The sequence below is a fragment of the Actinomadura madurae genome, assembly GCF_047130825.1.
Lineage (GTDB): Bacteria > Actinomycetota > Actinomycetes > Streptosporangiales > Streptosporangiaceae > Spirillospora > Spirillospora madurae.
Genome location: NZ_CP083237.1, coordinates 8052103 through 8070698 on the forward strand (window position 1 = coordinate 8052103; position 18596 = coordinate 8070698).

22 protein-coding genes are annotated in these 18596 nt (G+C 73.2%); 18 read left to right on the forward strand and 4 right to left on the reverse strand.

Annotation, left to right across the window (positions count from 1 at the left end; genetic code table 11):
- Positions 1 to 200: 200 nt before the first annotated feature.
- Both hypB and K8Z49_RS37345 read right to left on the reverse strand, forming a co-directional pair.
- Positions 201 to 944: a hydrogenase nickel incorporation protein HypB gene (hypB, locus tag K8Z49_RS37340; protein WP_412516369.1), complete on the reverse strand. Its 744-nt coding sequence runs from the start codon at positions 942 to 944 to the stop codon at positions 201 to 203.
- The gene (locus tag K8Z49_RS37345) at positions 937 to 1326 is read right to left on the reverse strand and encodes a hydrogenase maturation nickel metallochaperone HypA (RefSeq protein ID WP_308209778.1); all 390 of its coding nucleotides are present in this window, start codon (positions 1324 to 1326) and stop codon (positions 937 to 939) included. The genes hypB and K8Z49_RS37345 overlap by 8 nt, the downstream gene beginning before the upstream one ends.
- 121 nt (positions 1327 to 1447) lie before the next feature.
- Here K8Z49_RS37345 and K8Z49_RS37350 point away from each other — a divergent pair, with 121 nt between their 5' ends.
- The 16 genes from K8Z49_RS37350 to hypE all read left to right on the forward strand — a co-directional run bounded on the left by K8Z49_RS37350 (position 1448) and on the right by hypE (position 12816).
- Entirely contained in the window at positions 1448 to 2497 is a 1050-nt protein-coding gene (locus K8Z49_RS37350) for a hydrogenase expression protein HypE (protein WP_021597136.1), read from the forward strand.
- Between the two features lie 13 nt (positions 2498 to 2510).
- Positions 2511 to 4319, forward strand: a complete 1809-nt coding sequence (locus tag K8Z49_RS37355; RefSeq protein WP_021597135.1) for a nickel-dependent hydrogenase large subunit — start codon at positions 2511 to 2513, stop codon at positions 4317 to 4319.
- Entirely contained in the window at positions 4319 to 4804 is a 486-nt protein-coding gene (locus K8Z49_RS37360; protein WP_412516370.1) for a hypothetical protein, read from the forward strand. The genes K8Z49_RS37355 and K8Z49_RS37360 overlap by 1 nt, the downstream gene beginning before the upstream one ends.
- Positions 4801 to 5427 (forward strand): DUF5947 family protein, encoded by a 627-nt coding sequence (locus tag K8Z49_RS37365; protein ID WP_021597133.1) that lies wholly within the window; start codon positions 4801 to 4803, stop codon positions 5425 to 5427. Before K8Z49_RS37360 ends, K8Z49_RS37365 begins: the two co-directional genes overlap by 4 nt.
- Positions 5424 to 5627: a hypothetical protein gene (locus tag K8Z49_RS37370; RefSeq protein ID WP_412516371.1), complete on the forward strand. Its 204-nt coding sequence runs from the start codon at positions 5424 to 5426 to the stop codon at positions 5625 to 5627. The genes K8Z49_RS37365 and K8Z49_RS37370 overlap by 4 nt, the downstream gene beginning before the upstream one ends.
- 158 nt (positions 5628 to 5785) lie before the next feature.
- A complete protein-coding gene (locus K8Z49_RS37375; RefSeq protein WP_412516372.1) occupies positions 5786 to 6499 on the forward strand; it encodes a DUF6084 family protein in 714 nt (237 codons plus the stop codon).
- Positions 6487 to 7458 carry a hypothetical protein gene (locus tag K8Z49_RS37380; RefSeq protein ID WP_412516373.1) on the forward strand — a complete coding sequence of 324 codons (972 nt, stop codon included), beginning with the start codon at positions 6487 to 6489 and terminating at the stop codon, positions 7456 to 7458. The genes K8Z49_RS37375 and K8Z49_RS37380 overlap by 13 nt, the downstream gene beginning before the upstream one ends.
- Complete coding sequence (locus K8Z49_RS37385) at positions 7455 to 8222, forward strand: hydrogenase maturation protease (RefSeq protein WP_075023663.1); 768 nt, start codon at positions 7455 to 7457, stop codon at positions 8220 to 8222. Before K8Z49_RS37380 ends, K8Z49_RS37385 begins: the two co-directional genes overlap by 4 nt.
- The gene (locus K8Z49_RS37390) at positions 8219 to 8350 is read left to right on the forward strand and encodes a DUF6893 family small protein (RefSeq protein WP_021597128.1); all 132 of its coding nucleotides are present in this window, start codon (positions 8219 to 8221) and stop codon (positions 8348 to 8350) included. The genes K8Z49_RS37385 and K8Z49_RS37390 overlap by 4 nt, the downstream gene beginning before the upstream one ends.
- A 5-nt stretch (positions 8351 to 8355) precedes the next feature.
- Positions 8356 to 8898, forward strand: a complete 543-nt coding sequence (locus K8Z49_RS37395) for a DUF892 family protein (protein WP_021597127.1) — start codon at positions 8356 to 8358, stop codon at positions 8896 to 8898.
- Entirely contained in the window at positions 8895 to 9491 is a 597-nt protein-coding gene (locus K8Z49_RS37400; protein WP_024935001.1) for a D-sedoheptulose-7-phosphate isomerase, read from the forward strand. The genes K8Z49_RS37395 and K8Z49_RS37400 overlap by 4 nt, the downstream gene beginning before the upstream one ends.
- Positions 9488 to 9691 carry a HypC/HybG/HupF family hydrogenase formation chaperone gene (locus K8Z49_RS37405; protein WP_021599680.1) on the forward strand — a complete coding sequence of 68 codons (204 nt, stop codon included), beginning with the start codon at positions 9488 to 9490 and terminating at the stop codon, positions 9689 to 9691. Before K8Z49_RS37400 ends, K8Z49_RS37405 begins: the two co-directional genes overlap by 4 nt.
- Complete coding sequence (locus tag K8Z49_RS37410; protein WP_021599681.1) at positions 9688 to 10359, forward strand: D-sedoheptulose-7-phosphate isomerase; 672 nt, start codon at positions 9688 to 9690, stop codon at positions 10357 to 10359. Before K8Z49_RS37405 ends, K8Z49_RS37410 begins: the two co-directional genes overlap by 4 nt.
- A complete protein-coding gene (locus K8Z49_RS37415) occupies positions 10359 to 10628 on the forward strand; it encodes a HypC/HybG/HupF family hydrogenase formation chaperone (protein ID WP_021599682.1) in 270 nt (89 codons plus the stop codon). Before K8Z49_RS37410 ends, K8Z49_RS37415 begins: the two co-directional genes overlap by 1 nt.
- Positions 10628 to 11752: a hydrogenase formation protein HypD gene (gene hypD, locus K8Z49_RS37420; protein ID WP_021599683.1), complete on the forward strand. Its 1125-nt coding sequence runs from the start codon at positions 10628 to 10630 to the stop codon at positions 11750 to 11752. The genes K8Z49_RS37415 and hypD overlap by 1 nt, the downstream gene beginning before the upstream one ends.
- Positions 11749 to 12816, forward strand: coding sequence for a hydrogenase expression/formation protein HypE (hypE, locus tag K8Z49_RS37425; RefSeq protein ID WP_412516374.1), 1068 nt, complete (start codon positions 11749 to 11751; stop codon positions 12814 to 12816). The genes hypD and hypE overlap by 4 nt, the downstream gene beginning before the upstream one ends.
- 41 nt (positions 12817 to 12857) lie before the next feature.
- Here the strand turns inward: hypE and K8Z49_RS37430 are convergent, their stop codons facing one another.
- Positions 12858 to 13607, reverse strand: a complete 750-nt coding sequence (locus K8Z49_RS37430) for an SDR family NAD(P)-dependent oxidoreductase (protein ID WP_412516375.1) — start codon at positions 13605 to 13607, stop codon at positions 12858 to 12860.
- A 188-nt stretch (positions 13608 to 13795) separates the two neighbouring features.
- The gene (locus K8Z49_RS37435; protein WP_412521250.1) at positions 13796 to 16486 is read right to left on the reverse strand and encodes an ATP-binding protein; all 2691 of its coding nucleotides are present in this window, start codon (positions 16484 to 16486) and stop codon (positions 13796 to 13798) included.
- 176 nt (positions 16487 to 16662) lie between these two features.
- Here K8Z49_RS37435 and K8Z49_RS37440 point away from each other — a divergent pair, with 176 nt between their 5' ends.
- Both K8Z49_RS37440 and K8Z49_RS37445 read left to right on the forward strand, forming a co-directional pair.
- Positions 16663 to 17463 carry an SRPBCC family protein gene (locus K8Z49_RS37440; protein ID WP_021600237.1) on the forward strand — a complete coding sequence of 267 codons (801 nt, stop codon included), beginning with the start codon at positions 16663 to 16665 and terminating at the stop codon, positions 17461 to 17463.
- Between the two features lie 13 nt (positions 17464 to 17476).
- The gene (locus tag K8Z49_RS37445; protein ID WP_412516376.1) at positions 17477 to 18586 is read left to right on the forward strand and encodes an SRPBCC family protein; all 1110 of its coding nucleotides are present in this window, start codon (positions 17477 to 17479) and stop codon (positions 18584 to 18586) included.
- The last annotated feature ends 10 nt before the right edge of the window (positions 18587 to 18596 follow it).

Below are 18596 nucleotides of genomic sequence, written 5' to 3' on the forward strand. Positions count from 1 at the left end.
CGTCCCACGACCACATCGGGCGCTGGGACATCATTGATCGTGTCTCCATGCCCTCGGGCACCGCTGATCACGCGCGCCTTCAGATGCCGCTTGTGGACGTCGTCTTTGAGGCACGCGCCATAGTTCCCACGCGCGGAACGCCCAGGATGCGTCGGGGTGCCGGTGACCGCCGTCGGCGGCGACACCGGTAGCCCCGCGGGTCAGGCTTCGGCCAGCCAGTCGTACCAGGTCTTGAGGCCGTCGCCGCGCGTCGCCGAGATGGGGAGGACCTCCAGGCCGGGGCAGAGGCGGCGGGCCGCGGCGATGCAGGCGTCCATGTCGAAGTCGACGTGGGGGAGCAGGTCCACCTTGTTGACCAGCAGGACGTCGGCGCCGCGGAACATGTGCGGGTACTTCAGCGGCTTGTCGGCGCCCTCGGTGACGGACATCAGGACCACGCGGGCCCGCTCGCCGAGGTCGAACAGCGCGGGGCAGACGAGGTTGCCGACGTTCTCGATGAAGACGGTGGAGCCGTCCGGCGGCGCCAGCGCGGTGAGCGCGCCGGCCACCATCGCGGCGTCGAGGTGGCAGCCGGCGCCGGTGTTGACCTGGACGGTCCGGGCCCCGGCGGCGGTGAGCCGCCGCGCGTCGAGCAGCGTCTCCTGGTCGCCCTCGATCACCGAGATCGGGCGGTCCGGGCTCAGGTCGGCGACGGTGCGCTCCAGCAGCGTCGTCTTGCCCGAGCCGGGGGAGCTCATCATGTTGAGCGCGACGATGCCGCGCTCGGCGAACCAGGTCCGGTTCAGGCCGGCGAGGTCGTCGTTGCGGGCCAGGACTTTCTGCTCCAGCGTCACGTGCTCAAGAGGCACCTGCTCAAGAGGCACCTGTTCCAGAGGCACGGGGCGGCCGGGTTCCAGGGTGATGCGCGGGGCGTCCTCGCCGTCGCAGCCGCAGGTCTCACACATCGGCGACCTCCACGCCCCGGATCGAAAGGTCGGCGCCGCCGCTGACGGTGACGTCGGCGCTGCCGCACGGGCAGACGGCGAGCGCGTCGCGGGCGGGGAAGGACGTCCCGCAGTCCGTGCACTCGCCCACCCCGTCGGTCTCGGTGATGTCGAGCCGGGCGCCCTCGACGCACGTCCCCTCGCCGGCGAGTTCGAAGCAGAATCGCACCGCGTCCGGCATGACTCCGGAAAGTCTCCCTATGTCGAGGTGGACCACCACCACTCGCGAATCGGGCAATTGCGCTGAAATCGCCGCTATGACGCTCTCCGTGACGGCCAATTCGTGCACCCGTCCTCCCGCCCGGTTTCCGCTGCTCCGACGCTGGTCTGCTGCCCCGATCACCCCGGCTCAAACGGCGTTTTTACGGAATGGAGAAACTCGGTTGGGGGGCTTTTCGGGCGGTGTTTCGCGCCGTTCCCGGCGGGCAGGGCGGCATTGGCGATGATCTCGGGGGAGGAAAGCCATGGCGGGCGTCGCTCCGGAGCGACCACTGACGGAGGAGATCCACATTCTGTGGACTTCCGAGGGAATGAGCTGCGACGGGGACACGATCTCGGTGACCGCGGCCTCGCTGCCGAGCATCGAGGACGTCGTCCTCGGAGCGATACCGGGCCTGCCGAAGGTCCACCTGCACAACAAGGTGCTCGCCTACGAGACCGGCGACGACTTCATGGAGGCCTTCCACCGGGCCGCGCGGGGGGAACTGGAGCCCTTCGTCCTCGTCGTCGAGGGGTCGGTCCCCAACGAGAACATCAACGGGGACGGCTACTGGACGTCGATGGGCAATGATCCCGAGACCGGCGAGCCGATCACGCTGAACACCTGGATCGACCGGCTCGCGCCGAAGGCGTGGGCGGTCGTCGCGGCGGGCACGTGCGCGACCTACGGCGGCATCCACGCGATGGCCGGCAACCCGACCGGGTGCATGGGCCTCGCCGACTACCTCGGCTGGGACTTCCGGTCCGCGGGCGGCCTGCCGATCGTCAACGTGCCGGGCTGCCCCGTCCAGCCGGACAACTTCATGGAGACGCTGCTCTGGGTGCTGCACCAGGCGGCCGGGCAGGCGCCCGTCATCCCGCTGGACGAGCAGCTCCGGCCGACCTGGCTGTTCGGCAAGACGGTGCACGAGGGCTGCGACCGCGCCGCCTACTACGAGCAGGCCGACTTCGCCCGCGACTACAACTCGCCCAAGTGCCAGGTGAAGATCGGCTGCTGGGGCCCGGTGGTGAACTGCAACGTCACCAAGCGCGGCTGGATGGACGGCGTCGGCGGCTGCCCGAACGTCGGGGGGATCTGCATCGGCTGCACGATGCCGGGCTTTCCCGACAAGTTCATGCCGTTCATGGACGAGCCGCCCGGCGCGAGCCTGTCCTCCACCCTGCTGCGCACGTACGGGCCGTTCATCCGGACGCTGCGGTCGATCACGAACAGGAGCGCCAACCGGGAACCGAAGTGGCGCCACAACCGAGACAGGCTGACCAGCGGCTACCAGCCCCGCTGGCCGCACAACTGAAAGGCGTCGTGCGATGAAACAGGGCACCGAGGCCAGGAGCGGCCGGCAGGCCACGCAGGGCGGCCTCGTCGAGGTGGCGTTCGACCCGATCACCCGGATCGTCGGCAACCTCGGCATCTACACCAAGATCGACTTCGCGAACCGGCAGGTCGCGGAGTGCCAGAGCACCTCGTCGATCTTCCGCGGCTACAGCGTGTTCATGAAGGGCAAGGACCCGCGGGACGCGCACTTCATCACCAGCCGGATCTGCGGCATCTGCGGCGACAACCATGCGACCTGCTCGATCTACGCACAGAACATGGCGTACGGGATCAAACCGCCGCCGCTCGCCGACTGGATCATCAACCTCGGCGAGGCCGCCGAGTACATGTTCGACCACACGATCTTCCAGGACAACCTGGTGTTCGTCGACTTCTGCGAGCGGATGGTCGCCGAGACGAACCCGAGCCTGCTGGCGACGGCGAAGAACACCGACGCGCCGCGCGGCTCCGTCCACGGCTTCCGGACGATCGCCGACATCATGGCGGCGTTCAACCCGTTCGAGGGCTCGGTCTACAAGGAGGCCCTCCAGCTGAGCCGCATCACCCGCGAGATGATCTGCCTGATGGAGGGGCGGCACGTCCACCCGTCCACCCTGTATCCCGGCGGCGTGGGGACGGTCGCGACGCCGCAGGTGTTCACCGACTACCTCGTCCGGCTGACGCGATGCCTCGACTTCGTCAAGCGGGCCGTCGCGATGAACGACGACATCTTCGACTTCTTCCTGGAGGCGCTGCCCGGCTACGACCAGGTCGGGCGGCGGCGGACGCTGCTCGGCTGCTGGGGCGCGTTCCAGAACCCCGACGTCTGCGACTACGACTACCGGCACATGTCCGAGTGGGGGCGCGCCGCCTACGTCACCCCCGGGATCGTCGTGGACGGGCAGCTCCTCACCACGGACCTGGTCGACATCAACCTCGGCATGCGGATCCTGCTGGGCAGCTCGTACTACGACGACTGGGTCAACGACGAGACGTTCGTCAAGGAGGACCCGCTCGGCAACCCGATCGACCAGCGGCACCCGTGGAACCAGACGACGCTGCCTCACCCGCAGAAGCGCGACCTGGACGGCGGCAAGTACAGCTGGGTGATGAGCCCGCGGTGGAAGCACCCGGAGACCGGCGACCATCTCGCGCTCGACACCGGTGGCGGGCCGCTCGCCCGGCTGTGGGCGACCGCGCTGGCCGGCGAGGTGGACACGCCGTACGTCCGGTCCACGGGGCACAGCGTCCAGATCGACCTGCCGAAGACGCCCGGCATGCCGGAGGTCAACCTGGAGTGGACGCCGCCGCGGTACGCCAACACGATCGAGCGCGACCGGGCCCGCGCCTACTTCATCGCCTACGCGGCCGGGATGGCGCTGTTCTTCGCCGAGAAGGCCCTGGACGAGGTGCGGGCGGGGCGGACGAAGGTGTTCACCGACTTCGAGGTCCCCGAGGAGGCGATCGGCTGCGGGTTCCACGAGGCCGTCCGGGGCGTGCTGTCCCACCACCTCGTCATCCGCGACCACAAGATCGCGAACTACCACCCGTACCCGCCGACGCCGTGGAACGCCAGCCCGCGCGACTCCTACGGCACGCCCGGCCCGTACGAGGACGCGGTCGCCGGCCAGCCGATCTTCGAGGAGAACGGGCCGGACGACTTCAAGGGCATCGACATCATGCGGACCGTCCGCAGCTTCGACCCGTGCCTGCCGTGCGGCGTGCACATGTACGTCGGCGGCGGCCGGACGATCGAGAAGCGGCACTCGCCGATGTTCGGCGCGCAGGACGGGCGGCACTGATGGCCTGGGACGACGAGCGCGTCCGGGAGCACGTCCGGCACCTCGAAGGGCTGCTCGGACGGCTGGACCCGGCGGCCGCGCCGGTCGTCCAGGCGCTGGTGGAGCTGTACGGGGAGGCCCTCGACCGGGTCGTCCGGAGCACCCCGGACCTCTCCGCGCTCACCGGGGACGAGCTGATCGGCCACCTGCTGCTCACGCACGGCCTGCACCCCGAGTCACCGGAGACGCGGGTGGGACGGGCGCTCGGCGCCATGGACGCGTTCCTCGGCAAGCACCGCACCTCCGTGGAGTTCTCCGGGATCGAGGGGGCGACGGTGCGGCTGAAGGTCGCGACCGAGGGCCGGGCCGCCGCGCCCCGCCCGGTGCTGGAGGCCGTGGAGCGGGCCGTCCTCGCCGCGGCGCCGGAGCTGTCGCGGGTCGAGATGGAGGCGCCCGCGCCGGAGCCCGTCCTGATCACGCTGGACCAGGTGCGGAGCCGGGTATGACCTCCGGGCTGTCCACGCCGCGGCTGGCCGCGCTGGCCGCGTCCCCGATGTCGGCCCCGCCGCCCGCGGCCGAGGCCGCGGAGGCGTGCGAGCTGTGCGCCGAGCCCCTGCACGGCGCGCACCGGCACGTGCTCGACCTGGAGAAGGACGAGCTGCTGTGCGCGTGCAAGGCCTGCGCCGTCCTGTTCGACGACCAGGCGGCGGGCGGACGGCACTACCGGCTCGTCCCGGCCGGACGGCGCGAGCTGCGGGGCTTTGTCCTGGACGGCCCTCTTTGGGCGGGCCTCGGAGTCCCCGTCGACCTGGCGTTCTTCTCCGTGGCCGGGACGGGCGAGGTGACCGCCCGCTACCCGAGCCCGGCCGGGGCGCTGCACGCGTCCGTCCACGCCGATAGCTGGCGGCGCCTGGCCGAGGCCAACCCCGTCCTGGCGGAGCTGCGCCCGGACGTGGAGGCGCTCGTCGTCCACCGGGCGAAGGGCGCGTCCGAGCACTGGATCCTTCCGGTCGACGACTGCTACCGGCTCACCGCGCTGCTGCGCGAGCACTGGGCGGGGTTCGCCGGCGGGGACGCGGTGTGGGACCACATCGGCAGGTTCTTCGAGGAGATGAGGGGAGAAAGATGATCAAGGTCGGCAAGCGCGACGTGAAGCCCGACGCGCCGGCGCACACCCGCGGCGTCCACGAGGGCAACAGCGTCGGGAACTACGACAAGCAGGTCGGGCACCTGCCCGACGGCACGTCCACGGCGGCGCGGTCCACCGGGATCAACCCGTCGGCCCGCGGACCGATCCTCGACTCGATGCCGAATCTGTCACCAGCATGAGCGAAGCGAACCGGGGGGTGCGGGGGGTCGGCCCCCCGCAAGAGACGGGCATGAGCGAAGCGAACCGGGGGGTGCGGGGGGTCGGCCCCCCGCAAGAGACGGGCATGAGCGAAGCGAAGCGGGGGGTGCGGGGGGTCGGCCCCCCGCAAGAGACGGGCATGAGCACCTCGGAGGCCGGTCCTGTGCACGAGACGGGCGGGGTGACACCTGAGCTGGGGCTCGATCTGCTGGGGGTGGAGGCGGAGACGTTCGCGGCGACGCCGACGCTGAACCTGCGGATCGGGCTGCGGCGGCTGGACGGCGGTCGGGTGCAGTGCGTCCTGCTCACCACGACGGTGACGATCGCGGCGGCGCGCCGGGGCTACGACGACGGCGAGCGCGAGCGGCTGGCGGGCGTGTTCGGCACGCCGGACATGTGGGACCGGTCGCTGCACGGCCTGACGTGGGCGCGCGTCGGCGCCACGGTGCCGTCGTTCCGCGGCGGGACGGAGGTGACGCTGGCGGTGCCGTGCGGGCACGACATGCAGGTGGCGGCCGACCGGTACCTGCACGCGCTCGGCGGCGGCGACGTGCCGCTCGACCTCACTTTCAACGGCACCGTCTTCTATCCGGGCGAGGACGGTCGGCTGCGCACCGGGCAGATCCCGTGGCACCACGAGGCCACGGGCGTGCTGCCGGTCCAGGCGTGGCGCGACCTGATGCGCCGCTACTACGGCACCGCGCGCTGGCTCCGCCTGGACGACGACTGCTTCGCCCGGCTGTCGGCCTACCGGGCGCGGCGCGCGCACTCCTCGTTCGACGACACGGTCGACGAGCTGCTCCGCCGGGCCGAGAGGCTGCGCGACGAGGAGGAGGAAGAGTGGACCGCGTGAGGTCGATCGCGGACGCGGTCCTCTACGAGGGCTACCTGCTGTGGCCCTACCGGCAGTCGGCCTTGAAGAACCAGCGGCGGTGGACGATCGGCGGCGTCTACCCGCGGCCGTACGCCGAGCGGGAGGACGACCGCTGGACGGTGCACGCCGAGTTCGTCCTGGAGACCGCGCCGGGCGCCGATGTCGAGGTGACGCTGCGGTTCCTGCAGGAGGTGCACCGCCAGGTCATCGACGGTGACACGCCGGTCGAGCGGGTCCGCTTCGGGGACGAGACGTTCACGACCTGGCAGGAGGCGCGCGAGCGGGAGCTGACGACCGGCCGGGTCCCGGTCGACCGTCTCCTGGACGGCGCCGTGCGGCTGCCGGTCGCCATCGCCGCGGGCGCCGAAGATGAACGGATCGACGGGGACGTGCGGTTCACCCGGTCCTGGGGCCGCGTGGACGGGTGGGCGGAAGTGTCGGCCGTGCCCGCGGGGGACGGCGCCGTGCGGGTGCGGGTGGAGGTCGTCAACGCCGCCGACGCGGGGGAGCGCGCGGAGGCGGTCCGGTCCGGGATGCTGTGCGCGCACGTCGTCGCGCACACCACCGGCGGCTCGTTCGTCTCGCCGACCGATCCGCCGGAGGCGCTGGCCGGGGCGGTGGCGGAGTGCGGCAAGGACGGGCTGTGGCCGGTGCTCGCAGGGCGGCCCGGCACCTACGACACCGTCCTCGCGGCGCCGATCGTCCTGTACGACTGGCCGCAGGTGGCGGCGGAGAGCCCCGGCGACCTGTTCGACGGGACGGAGATCGACCGGCTGCTGATCCTCAGCGTGCTCAGCCTGACCGAGGAGGAGCGGCGGGAGATGGCGGCGACGGACCCGAAGGCGCGGGAGATCCTGGAGCGGTGCGGCGCCCTGTCCGCGGGCGAGCTGCTCGCCCTGCACGGCGCGCTGCGCGACCCGCGGAGGGACGTGTGGTGAGCGGGCGGGCGATCGCCGGCGGCGCGGAGCCGGCGCCCGGGAGCCGGGTCCGGCTGCGTCCCCGCGGCGGCGCGGACATCTTCGACCTGGCCCTCGTCGGGCGCGCCGCCACCGTCGAGCGGGTCGAGGAGGACATGGAGGGCGGCCTGCACCTGGTCGTGGCGGTGGACGGCGACCCGGGGCGCGACCTCGGCGCCCGCGACCAGCTCGGGCACCGGTTCTTCGTCCGGCCGGACGAGGTGGAGCCGCTGCCGGGGGAGGCGCCGCCGCGGCAGGTGCTCGTCGCGGGCATCGGGAACGTGTTCCACGGCGACGACGGGTTCGGGGTGGAGGTCGTCCGGCGGCTGAGGGCACGGGAGACGCCGCCGGGCGTTGACGTCGTCGACTTCGGCATCCGCGGTCTCGATCTGATGTACGCGCTCGGGGACGGGTACCGGACGGTGGTGCTGGTCGACGCGGCGGAGCGCGGCCACGCGCCCGGAACCGTGTCGCTCATCGAGCCGGACCGCGACGGCCAGGACGGCTTCGGCGCCGCCGTCGACGCGCACGGCCTCGACCCCGCGCGGGTGCTGAGGCTGGCCAGGGAGAACGGGGCCGTCCCGCCGCGGGTGCTGCTCGTGGCGTGCGAGCCGTCGGCGCGGACCACGGAGGCGACATGGGAGATGGAGCTCAGCGCCGCGGCCGGCGCGGCGGTCGAGGAGGCCGTCCGGCTGGTCGAGGGGCTGCTGGAAGAGGAACTCGCTCAGGGGGGAGCAGGGACATGAGGAAGGGAATCCACATCGGTCCGGGCATGCTCAGGCTGATGGCCGGGCTGTTCGCGGCGGGCGCGCTGGTCGTGCTCGTGAAGGAGATGCCGGCGCTGCGCCGGTACCTCAAGTCCGAGTCCATGTGATCGGGGTGCCCGATCGGACGCTGATGACGACGGTCGAGCGGCAGCTCGTCGGCTACCTGAAGGACGCGCACGCGCTGCAGGAACACGTCGAGGCCGCGCTGAGCGAGCTGCTGACCACCGCGGCGGACGAACCCCGCATCTGCCGCCCGCTCGGGCGGTACGCGGAACGGTCGCGGGCGCACACGCGGGCGATCGAGGGGCGGCTGCGCGCGCACGGCGCGGCGCCGTCGATCATCAAGGACGCGGGGATGCTGTTCGCCGCCGTGGTCGAGGGCGGGCTCGGGCGCAGCCGCCGCGACCGCGCCGGCAAGCACGTGCGGGACGCCTACGTCGCCGTCCACCTGCAGATCGCGGCGGGCGAGATGCTGCGGCGGGTCGCCGAGCGCGCGGGGGACCGCGAGACGGCGGCGGTCGCGGCGGCGATGTGCGACGACGCCCACGCGATGTCGCGGGAGCTGTCGGACCGGTGGGACCTCGCCGTGGAGATGTCGCTCCGCCGGCACGGGGTGCGGGACGTCCCGCCGCCGCCCGGAGGTGGTGACCGGTGACCGGCGCCGCGGCCGAGGTCTTCCGGCGGCGCGCGGAACCGGCCGCCGCCCTCGCGGACGAGGCCGGCGCGATCGCCGCCGCCTGCCACGCGATGGCGGTCCGGTTCCACCGCGGCGGGCGCCTGTTCACGTTCGGCAACGGCGCCGCCGCGACGGACGCGCAGCACGTCGCGGTCGAGTTCGTCCACCCGGTGATCGTCGGGAAGCGGGCGCTACCCGCGCTGTCGCTCACGGGCGACGTCGCGACCCTCACCGGCGTGTGCGCCGGCGCCGGGTTCGACGACGTGTTCGCGCACCAGGTCCGCTGCTTCGGCGGCCCGGACGACATCGCGTTCGGGATCTCGCCGGACGGCCGCTGCGGCAACGTCCTGCGCGGCCTGCGGAGCGCGCGGGACCTCGGCATGCTGACGGTCGCGCTCGCGGGCGGCGACGGCGGGACGCTCGCCGGGGCGGCCGACCATCTGGTGACCGTGCGGTCCGCCGATCCGCTGGTCGTCAAGGAGGTGCACGTCACGGCGTACCACCTGCTCTGGGAGCTGGTGCACGTGTTCCTGGAGCAGCCGGGCGTGCTCGCCCAGGAGGTGGTCGCGTGACGGAGTGCACCGGTGACCACTGCGTGACCTGCTCGGACGAGGCGGTCCCCGTCGTGGTCGCGCGACTCCTCGGCGACGGCCTCGCCGACGTCGACACCGGGGGCGGCCGGCTGGAGCGGGTCAGCGTCGCGCTCGTGGACGCGAGGCCCGGCGACACCGTGCTCGTCCACGCCAAGGAGGCGATCGGGGTCGTGACATGACCGACATGCTCTATCCGTTCCTCTACGCGGGCGGCTCGGGCCTGGACACCCTCATGGAGGACGTCCGCCGTTCCACCGCGGAGAAGGTGCGCGACATCGTCCGGCTGCGCGAGGCCGTGCTGGAGGAGTACGGCGCGGACCTCGCCGGCTGCGCCGCGCGGATGGCGGACGCGTTCCGCTCCGGCGGCCGGCTCTTCACGTTCGGCAACGGCGGCAGCTCGACGGACGCTCAGGACGTCGCCGCGCTGTTCCTCAACCCGGGAGGGGCGGCGTTCCTCAACCCGGGCGGGGCCGCGCGCCCGCTGCCGGCGCTGGCGCTCACCACCGACGTCGCGGTCGTCACCGCGCTGTCCAACGACGTCGGGTTCGAGGTGGTGTTCGCCCGGCAGCTCGCCGCGTTCGGGCGTCCGGGCGACATCGCGCTGGCGCTGTCCACCAGCGGGAACTCCGACAACCTGATCGCCGCGCTGCGGGAGGCGGCGCGGCGGGGGATGGTGACGGCCGGCCTCGCCGGATACACCGGCGGGCAGATGGCGGAGCTGCCGGGCCTGCACCACCTGTTCGTCGTCCCGTCGTCGTCTGTGCACCGGATCCAGGAGGCGCAGACGACGATCTACCACGCGCTGTGGGAGCTGACGCAGCGGGAACTCACACGGGAGGCCGTCTGATGTGCCTGGCGATACCGGGCGAGATCGTGGAGATCATGCCGGACCGCCCGCTGGCGACGGTGGACGTCACCGGCGTGCGGCGGGCCGTGAACATCGCCCTGCTCGACGGGGAGCGGCTCGCCGTCGGCGACTGGGTCCTCATCCACGTCGGGTTCGCCATGTCGCGGATCGACGAGGCGGAGGCGAAGGCCACGCTGCGGATGCTGGAGGGCGTCGGCGCGGCCTACGACGATGAGATCGACGCGCTGCGGGAATCGGGGATCGGCTGATGCGCTTCGTCGACGAGTACCGGGACGCGGAGAAGGCGCGGGCGCTCGCGGCGTCGATCGCCGCGCTGTGCGAGCCCGGCCGGCAGTACAAGTTCATGGAGGTGTGCGGCGGCCACACGCACACCATCTACAAGCACGGCATCGAGGACTACCTGCCGGAGAGCGTCTCGCTGGTGCACGGGCCGGGCTGCCCCGTGTGCGTGATCCCGATGGGGCGGGTGGACGACGCGATCCACATCGCCTCCCGGCCCGACGTGATCATGGCGTCGTTCGGCGACATGATGCGGGTGCCGGGCGGGAGCGGCTCGTTCCTGGACGCCAAGGCCGCCGGCGCCGACATCCGGATGGTGTACTCGCCGCTGGACGCGCTGAGGATCGCCGAGCGGAACCCGTCCCGGCGCGTGGTGTTCATGGGGATCGGGTTCGAGACGACCGCGCCGTCCACCGCGATGACGGTGCTGCGGGCGGCGGCGGCCGGGGTGGAGAACTTCTCGGTGTTCTGCAACCACGTCACGATCCTCCCGGCGATCAAGGCCATCCTCGACTCGCCCGACCTGCGGCTGGACGGCTTCCTCGGCCCCGGCCACGTGTCCACCGTGATCGGCTGCGGGCCGTACTCGTTCATCCCCGGCGACTACGGCAGGCCGCTGGTCGTCGCGGGGTTCGAGCCGCTGGACCTGCTGCAGTCGGTGCACATGCTGCTGGCCCAGCTCGCGTCGGGCCGGGCGGAGGTCGAGAACCAGTACGGCCGGGTCGTCCCGTGGGACGGCAACCCCAGGGCGCTGGACGCCATCGCCCGCACCATGGAGCCGCGCCCGTACTTCGAGTGGCGCGGCCTCGGCTTCATCTCCAACTCCGCCCTCCGGCTGAAGGACGAGTACGCGGCCTTCGACGCCGAGCGCGTCTTCGACATCCCGGGCGGCCGGGTCGCGGACCCGAAGGCGTGCCAGTGCGGGGAGGTGCTGAAGGGCGTCCTGAAACCGTGGGAGTGCAAGGTCTTCGGGACCGCCTGCACTCCGGAGACGCCGATCGGCACCTGCATGGTCTCGTCCGAGGGGGCGTGCGCCGCCTACTACAACTTCGGCCGTTTCACCCGTGAGCGCGTCAAGGAGGCGACCCGATGACGATCCGCGAAGAGCAGGTCCTCGAACGCATCGACCGGGCGCGCGGGCGCAAGGCCCGGCTCCGCGAGGACACCATCACGCTCGCGCACGGCGCCGGAGGCAAGGCCACCCGCACGCTGGTCGACGCCGTGTTCCGCGAGGCGTTCGGCAACCCGCTGCTGGACCGGATGGACGACTCGGCGCGGTTCACGCTGAACGGCGCCGACCTCGCCTTCACCACCGACTCCTACGTGGTGTCCCCGCTGTTCTTCCCCGGCGGCGACATCGGCGACCTCGCCGTCAACGGGACCGTCAACGACCTGGCCGTCTGCGGCGCCCGCCCGCTGCACCTGTCGGCCGGGTTCATCCTGGAAGAGGGCTTCCCGGTCGCCGACCTGCGCCGCGTCACCGCGTCGATGCGGGCCGCGGCCGACGCCGCGGGCGTCGACATCGTCACCGGCGACACCAAGGTCGTCGAGCGCGGGAAGGCCGACGGCTGCTACGTCACCACCGCCGGCGTGGGCGTCGTGCGCGCCGCGCCGTCCGGCGAGCTCAGGCCGGGCGACGCCGTGCTGGTGACCGGGCCGATCGGCGAGCACGGCGTCACGATCATGCTGGCCCGCGGCGAGCTGGACATCGAGGCCGACCTGCGCTCGGACACCGCGCCGCTGAACTGCCTGCTCGCGGGCCTGGCCGACGCGTGCCCCGGCGGCGTCCGCCGGATGCGGGACGCCACCCGGGGCGGCGTGGCGACCGTCCTCAACGAGCTGGCGTCGGACGCGGGGCTGGCGGTGGCGGTGGACGAGGACGCGATCCCCGTCCGCCCCGCCGTGCGCGGCGCCTGCGAGCTGCTCGGCATCGACCCGCTGTACGTGGCGTGCGAGGGCCGCGCGGTGGCCGTGGTCGCGCCCGAGCACGCGGACGCGGCGCTGGCGGCGCTCCGCGCCCACCCCCTCGGCGCGGAGGCCGCCCTCATCGGCCATGTCCGGGACGACCCGTCCGGGCTCGTCCTGATGAAGACCGCCTTCGGCGGCACCCGCATCGTCGACCTGCTCGTCGGGGACCCGCTGCCCCGGATCTGCTGACGCGGGCCCCGTCAGCCGACCGGCCCGGCCGACCACCGGGGTCAGTCGACAATCGCCCCGGCGGAGATGTTGACCTGCGTCGAGGTCAGGCTGGCGGCGTGGTCGGAGGCCAGGAACGCGGCGACGCGGCCGACGTCGGCGAGCGTCGCGGCGCGCTTGGTGAGGGTGGCGTCCACCATCTGCTGCTTGACCGGCTCCGTCTCCGGCATGTCCGGGATGGTCTCGGCGATGCCGCCGGTGCGCATCGACAGGACGCGGACCGAGTGCGGCCCGAGCTCGCACGCCCACTGGCGGCGCATCGCCTCCACCATGTCGTTGCCGACCTGCACGTTCCCGAGGCCGGCCATGCGGTTCCCGCTGTCGGAGCCGCCGAAGTGCAGGATCACGCCGGAGCCCTGCTTGACCATGTGGCGCGCGGCGGCCTGGGTCGTCAGCAGGAACGACAGGGCGACCTTCTCCAGCGAGCGGGCGAAGGCCGCGGGCTCCGCCTCGATCATGGGGCCGAACAGGGCGTCGTGGGAGATGACGTTGACCACGATGTCGACGCTGCCCGAGGTCTCCGCGACGGAGTCGACCCAGCCGTTCACCGCGTCCCGGTCCAGGGCGTCCACGCGGGCCGTCTCGGCGAGGCCGCCCTTGCCGCGGACGTCCTCGGCGACGATGTCGAGCGTCGCCGGGGTGCGGCCGGCGAGGAACACCCGCGCGCCCTCGGCCGCGAAGCCGCGTGCCATGGCACCGCCGATCTGTCCGCCGCCGCCGAAGACGACCGCGGTCTTGTTCTCCAGAAGCATGCCGTTCTCCGTCCGTCCGGGGCCGCCCGTCCGGTGCGGCCCGCCGATCGGAACCGACGCTAGGCGCGCGGCCGGACGGCCCGCATCGGTCGCGGTACGGGCCTTGAACGGCGCAGGTCAGAGGGCGAATCAGGCCTGCGGGGCGGTTCGGCTGCGGGCGCGTGACGGGACGGCGCGGAGAGGGTAAGTCATGTGTCCGATACGAGGCGGGCGAGCTCCACACGGCGGGTCACACCGATCTTCGGATACGCCTTGTAGAGGTGGTGCCCGACGGTGCGCGGGCTCAGGAAGAGCTGCGCGCCGATCTCGCGGTTGCTGAGCCCGGCCGCGGCGAGCCGGACGACCTGCAGCTCCTGCGGGGTCAGCCGTTTCAGCGGGTCGGCGTCCCCGGCGCGGGCCGCCGGGCGGTCGCCGAGGACCTCCAGCTCGGCGCGGGCGCGCTCGGCCCAGCCGGCCGCGCCGAGCCGGGCGAACGCGTCCCGGGCCGCGGCCAGCTCGGTCCCGGCCTCGGTGCGGCGCCGCCGCCGGCGCAGCCACTCGCCGTAGAGGAGCCGGGTCCTGGCCGCGTCGTAGGCGTGGTCGCCGTGCAGGTCCAGCGCGGCGCGGTAGTGCTCCTCGGCCGCGCCACCGTCCGCGAGGAGGGCGCGGCAGCGCGACAGCAGGGCGGTGCACGAGGCGGCCGCCGCCCACGCCTCGAACGCGGGGAGGTGGGTCCGGGCGAGGTCCGGGCGCCCGGCCCGCACCGCGGCCTCCGCGTGGTCCGGCACGGCGCGGATCAGCACGTCGTACCGCGCGGGGCCGGAGCACACCTCGTCCAGCCGCTCCAGGGCGGCCTCGGCGCGCCCGCCGGCGAGGTCGAGAAGGCCGAGGCCCCACGACGCCAGCGCCGTGTTGGTCGGGTGCACATCGGCGTGCTTGCGGAGGCCGGTCGCCATGGCGCGCGACCGCTCCGGGTCCGGCTCCAGCCGCACCACGATGCACCGGAGCGCGGTGACCTGTATGTCCATGCCGATGTCGGCGGCCAGCGACAGGCCCTCCTGCGCGGCCGAGTCCGCGCCGCGCAGGTCGCCGAGCAGCAGCCGGCCGATCGCGAGGGGCTCCAGGATGTAGGGCAGCAAGCCGAGCGCGCCCTCGGCCCTGGCCTGCGCCGCCAGCCGCTCCAGCAGCTCGGTCGCGGGACGGTCGGCGGCCACGAGCAGCCCCATGAAGCCGCCGATGATGTTGTCGACGACGTCCTCGACGAGGCCGTCCCGCGCCGCCTCGAACAGGGCGCGCATCGCGGGGACCGCGCCGGGCGCGCCGGCCGCGCCGCCGGCCAGCCGCCCGTAGGCGATCAGGCCCGCGGCGACCGGCGCCTTCGCCGACCCCGCCGGAAGCTCGATCTGGCGGAGCAGATCGACGCTCTGCCGCACCAGGTCGTGCGCGCCGGCGTCCCGGGCGCACCAGACGGCCTCGGTCAGCATCGACACGGCCCGCTCGGGGTCGCTCGCGGCGATCAGCGCCGCGCCCCGCAGCGCCAGTGCCGCGTCCGCGGCCGGCGAGGTGCGCTCGTAGGCGACCTGGGCGCGGACGAAGGTGGCCTCGGCGACGATCCCGGCGTCCTCGGTGTTGTGCTCGGCCTCGGCGGCGAGGCGGGTGGCCTGGTCGGGGCGGCCCGCGTCGTAGGCGGCCCGCGCCGCCTGGACGAGCCGGCGGGCCTTGCTCTCGGACGCGGTGCTGAGCCGCGCCGCGCGCTCGTAGGCGGCGGCGACGGCGGCCGACCCGCCGCGGCGCCCGGCGCGGTGCGCGACCCGCTCCAGCTCGGCCGCGACGTCCTCGTCCGGGCCGGTGGCGGAGGCCGCCAGGTGCCAGGCGCGGCGGTCGGCGTGCCCGTCGCCGGCGAGCGTCGCGGCCAGGGCGCCGTGCACCTCGATCCGCCGGTGGTGGGGGGCGTCCTGGTAGGTGACGGCGCGGATGAGCGGGTGCCGGAACCGCACCTCGTCGCCGTCGAGGACGACGAGCCCGGCCTCCTCGGCGGGACCGAGGTCGGCCGGCGTGAGCCCGAGCGCCTCCCCGGCCCGCAGCACGACGCCGAGGTCGGCGGTGGCGTCGGCGGCGACCACCAGCAGCAGCCGGCGGGTGGCGTCCGGCATCTCGGCCAGCCGGCGGCGGAAGGTCTCCTGGACCCGGCCGCCGACCGGCAGCGGCCCGGCGTGCCGGGCCGGGCGGGACTGGAGCGCGCTCGCCAGCTCGATGAGGGCGAGCGGGTTGCCGGCCGCCTCGTCCAGCAGCCGCTCCCGCACCGGGACGGTCAGCGCCGGCGCGTGCGCGGTCACGAGCTGCTCGGCGGCGGCGCGGTCCAGCCCCGCCAGCCGGACGACGTCGAGGCCGTGGCCGGGGAAGGGGCGGGCGCCGTCCCGCACCGCGAAGAGCATCGCGATCCGGTCGGCGCCGAGACGGCGGGCGGCGAACAGCAGCGCGTCCAGCGAGGCGGTGTCGAGCCACTGCGCGTCGTCGACCAGGCACGCCAGCGGCCGGTCGGCGGCCAGCTCGGACAGCAGGGTGAGGGTGGCCGCGCCGATCAGGAAGCGGTCGCCGGCGGGCCCGTCGCCGACGCCGAACGCCGACCGCAGCGCTGCCGCCTGCCGCGCCGGCAGCGCGCCGAGCCGGTCGATGTGCGGGTGCAGCATCAGGTGCAGGCCGCTGAACGCCAGCTCGGTCTCGGACTCGATGCCCACACCGCGGACGAGCCGCAGGTCCCCGGCGCCGGACGCGATCCGGTCGAGGAGCGCGGTCTTGCCGATCCCCGCCTCCCCTTGGAGGACCACCGTCCCGCTGCGCCCGTCGCGCGCGCCGTCGAGCAGCCGGGTGACGCGGTCCATCTCGCGGTCTCGCCCCATGAGCACGCCGAAACAGTACAAGGCGGGACGGTGCCGGGATACCGGCCTTGACCGGAGAGCCTGTCCGGTGGCCGGGACCGGCACCGGTCCGTCTTTCCTGGGCTTGGGGCTGTTTTGCCGTGAATTGACCGGGTAACCCGGCGCAGTACCCGAGTGGACGACGAAATGGACAGGACATGAACTTCCGGACCGGGCTGGCGGCGGGGACCGCCGCGGGCGCGGGCGGAGCGCTGGCCGTGCTCTCGGCCCGCCGGCTGGGACGCCGCGTGCTGGACCGGGCCCTCGCCCGGTTCGGGCGGCGGCTCGACCGCGAGGTCCGGCGCCTCACCGCGAAGGCGGAGCAGGGCGGGCCGCTGGTCAAGGCCGCGCTGGCCGGGTTCACCGCGCTGCGGGAGGGCAGGTCCCCGTTCCGCGCGCTGCTGAGCTTCGGCTGGACGGCCCTGAAGGAGACCCTTGCCCGCATCTTCGGGCGTGGGCGGAGGGGGAAGCTGACCAACATCGTCGAACAGACCGACATCGGTGCGCCGCGCCGCCTGGTCTACGACCAGTGGACGCGGTTCCAGGACTACCCGTCCTTCATGAAGAAGGTCGTCAGCGTCGACCAGCTCTCCGACGAGAAGCTGAGCTGGAAGGCGAAGATCTTCTGGTCCAGCCGGACGTGGGAGTCGTCGATCGTCGAGCAGGTCCCCGACGAGCACATCGTGTGGCGCTCGAAGGGACCCAAGGGGCATGTGGACGGGACGGTCAGCTTCCACGAGCTGTCGCCCGACATGACCCGCGTCCTGCTCGTCCTGGAGTACCACCCCGTCGGCCTCTTCGAGCGGACCGGCAACCTCTGGCGCGCCCAGGGCCGCCGCGTCCGCCTGGAGCTCAAGCACTTCCGCCGCCACGTGATGACGCACGCGCTCACCCGCCCGGACGAGGTGGAGGGCTGGCGCGGCGAGATCCGCGACGGCGAGACCGTCACAACCCCGTAGTGAGGAACCGGACATGAAACGAGGAAGCACGATCGGGCGGCTGCCCGTCGGCGCCATCGCGAAACGGCTGCCGGGCGGGCGGCGCAAGCGCACCCCCGGCCTGAGCACCATCACCAAGGCCCTGCCCGGCCTGCCCGGCGGGCGGACCGCCGGGACGGCGGGCGGCCTGCTGCTCGGCGCCGGCGCGGCCGTCGCCGCGAGCCGCGCGCTGACCGGGCGCCGGAACGAGCAGGGCTCGTCCGACTCCGGCGAGCAGGAGCAGGGCAAGGGCCGCGAGAAGGAGGCGCCGGAGCAGAGCGGCGCCACGAACGAGGCCGGAAACGACACCAAGGACGAGAAGGACGAAGGGTCCGGCAAGTCCGAGGAGAAGCAGTCGGCCGGCAAGGGCCTGTTCGGACGTCTCAAGGACACCGTCGGCGGCGTCCTCAAGGGCGGCGGCAAGGGCGGCAGCGGCGGCGGGAAGAAGGTGAAGGTCACCAACATCATCGAGCACACCGACATCGGTGCGCCCCGCCGCCTCGTCTACGACCAGTGGACGCAGTTCCAGGACTACCCGTCCTTCATGAAGAAGGTCATCAGCGTCGACCAGGCCGACGAGACCAAGCTGAACTGGAAGGCCAAGATCTTCTGGTCCAGCCGGACGTGGGAGTCCACGATCGTCGAGCAGGTCCCGGACGACCACATCGTGTGGCGCTCGAAGGGGCCGAAGGGGCACGTGGACGGGACGGTCAGCTTCCACGAGCTGGCGCCGAACCTGACCCGGGTCCTGGTCGTCCTCGAATACCACCCGCAGGGCTTCTTCGAGAAGACCGGCAACATGTGGCGCGCCCAGGGCCGCCGCGCCCGGCTCGAACTGAAGCACTTCCGCCGGTACGTGATGACGAACTCGATCACCCGCGCCGACGAGATCGAGGGCTGGCGCGGCGAGATCCGCGACAGCGAGGTCGTCAAGACGCACGAGGAGGCGCTGGAGGAAGAGGAGAAGTCCGGCAAGCGCGGCGACGCCGACTCCTCGTCCTCGAAGAACGCCAAGAGCGCCGGCAACTCCCGCGGGTCCAAGTCGGCCTCCAAGAACTCCAAGACGGCCGAGGACCGCGAGGAGGAGTACGAGGAGGTCCGCTGACCCCGGCGGC

What these genes read in the sequence shown, in the direction of transcription:
- hypB (WP_412516369.1), bottom strand. Translation starts at nt 944, where the DNA reads ATGTGTGAGACCTGCGGCTGCGACGGCGAGGACGCCCCGCGCATCACC.
- K8Z49_RS37355 (WP_021597135.1), top strand. Translation starts at nt 2,511, where the DNA reads ATGAAACAGGGCACCGAGGCCAGGAGCGGCCGGCAGGCCACGCAGGGC.
- K8Z49_RS37365 (WP_021597133.1), top strand. Translation starts at nt 4,801, where the DNA reads ATGACCTCCGGGCTGTCCACGCCGCGGCTGGCCGCGCTGGCCGCGTCC.
- K8Z49_RS37440 (WP_021600237.1), top strand. Translation starts at nt 16,663, where the DNA reads ATGAACTTCCGGACCGGGCTGGCGGCGGGGACCGCCGCGGGCGCGGGC.
- K8Z49_RS37360 (WP_412516370.1), top strand. Translation starts at nt 4,319, where the DNA reads ATGGCCTGGGACGACGAGCGCGTCCGGGAGCACGTCCGGCACCTCGAA.
- K8Z49_RS37415 (WP_021599682.1), top strand. Translation starts at nt 10,359, where the DNA reads ATGTGCCTGGCGATACCGGGCGAGATCGTGGAGATCATGCCGGACCGC.
- K8Z49_RS37445 (WP_412516376.1), top strand. Translation starts at nt 17,477, where the DNA reads ATGAAACGAGGAAGCACGATCGGGCGGCTGCCCGTCGGCGCCATCGCG.
- hypE (WP_412516374.1), top strand. Translation starts at nt 11,749, where the DNA reads ATGACGATCCGCGAAGAGCAGGTCCTCGAACGCATCGACCGGGCGCGC.
- K8Z49_RS37375 (WP_412516372.1), top strand. Translation starts at nt 5,786, where the DNA reads ATGAGCACCTCGGAGGCCGGTCCTGTGCACGAGACGGGCGGGGTGACA.
- K8Z49_RS37430 (WP_412516375.1), bottom strand. Translation starts at nt 13,607, where the DNA reads ATGCTTCTGGAGAACAAGACCGCGGTCGTCTTCGGCGGCGGCGGACAG.
- hypD (WP_021599683.1), top strand. Translation starts at nt 10,628, where the DNA reads ATGCGCTTCGTCGACGAGTACCGGGACGCGGAGAAGGCGCGGGCGCTC.
- K8Z49_RS37370 (WP_412516371.1), top strand. Translation starts at nt 5,424, where the DNA reads ATGATCAAGGTCGGCAAGCGCGACGTGAAGCCCGACGCGCCGGCGCAC.
- K8Z49_RS37435 (WP_412521250.1), bottom strand. Translation starts at nt 16,486, where the DNA reads ATGGGGCGAGACCGCGAGATGGACCGCGTCACCCGGCTGCTCGACGGC.
- K8Z49_RS37390 (WP_021597128.1), top strand. Translation starts at nt 8,219, where the DNA reads ATGAGGAAGGGAATCCACATCGGTCCGGGCATGCTCAGGCTGATGGCC.
- K8Z49_RS37350 (WP_021597136.1), top strand. Translation starts at nt 1,448, where the DNA reads ATGGCGGGCGTCGCTCCGGAGCGACCACTGACGGAGGAGATCCACATT.
- K8Z49_RS37410 (WP_021599681.1), top strand. Translation starts at nt 9,688, where the DNA reads ATGACCGACATGCTCTATCCGTTCCTCTACGCGGGCGGCTCGGGCCTG.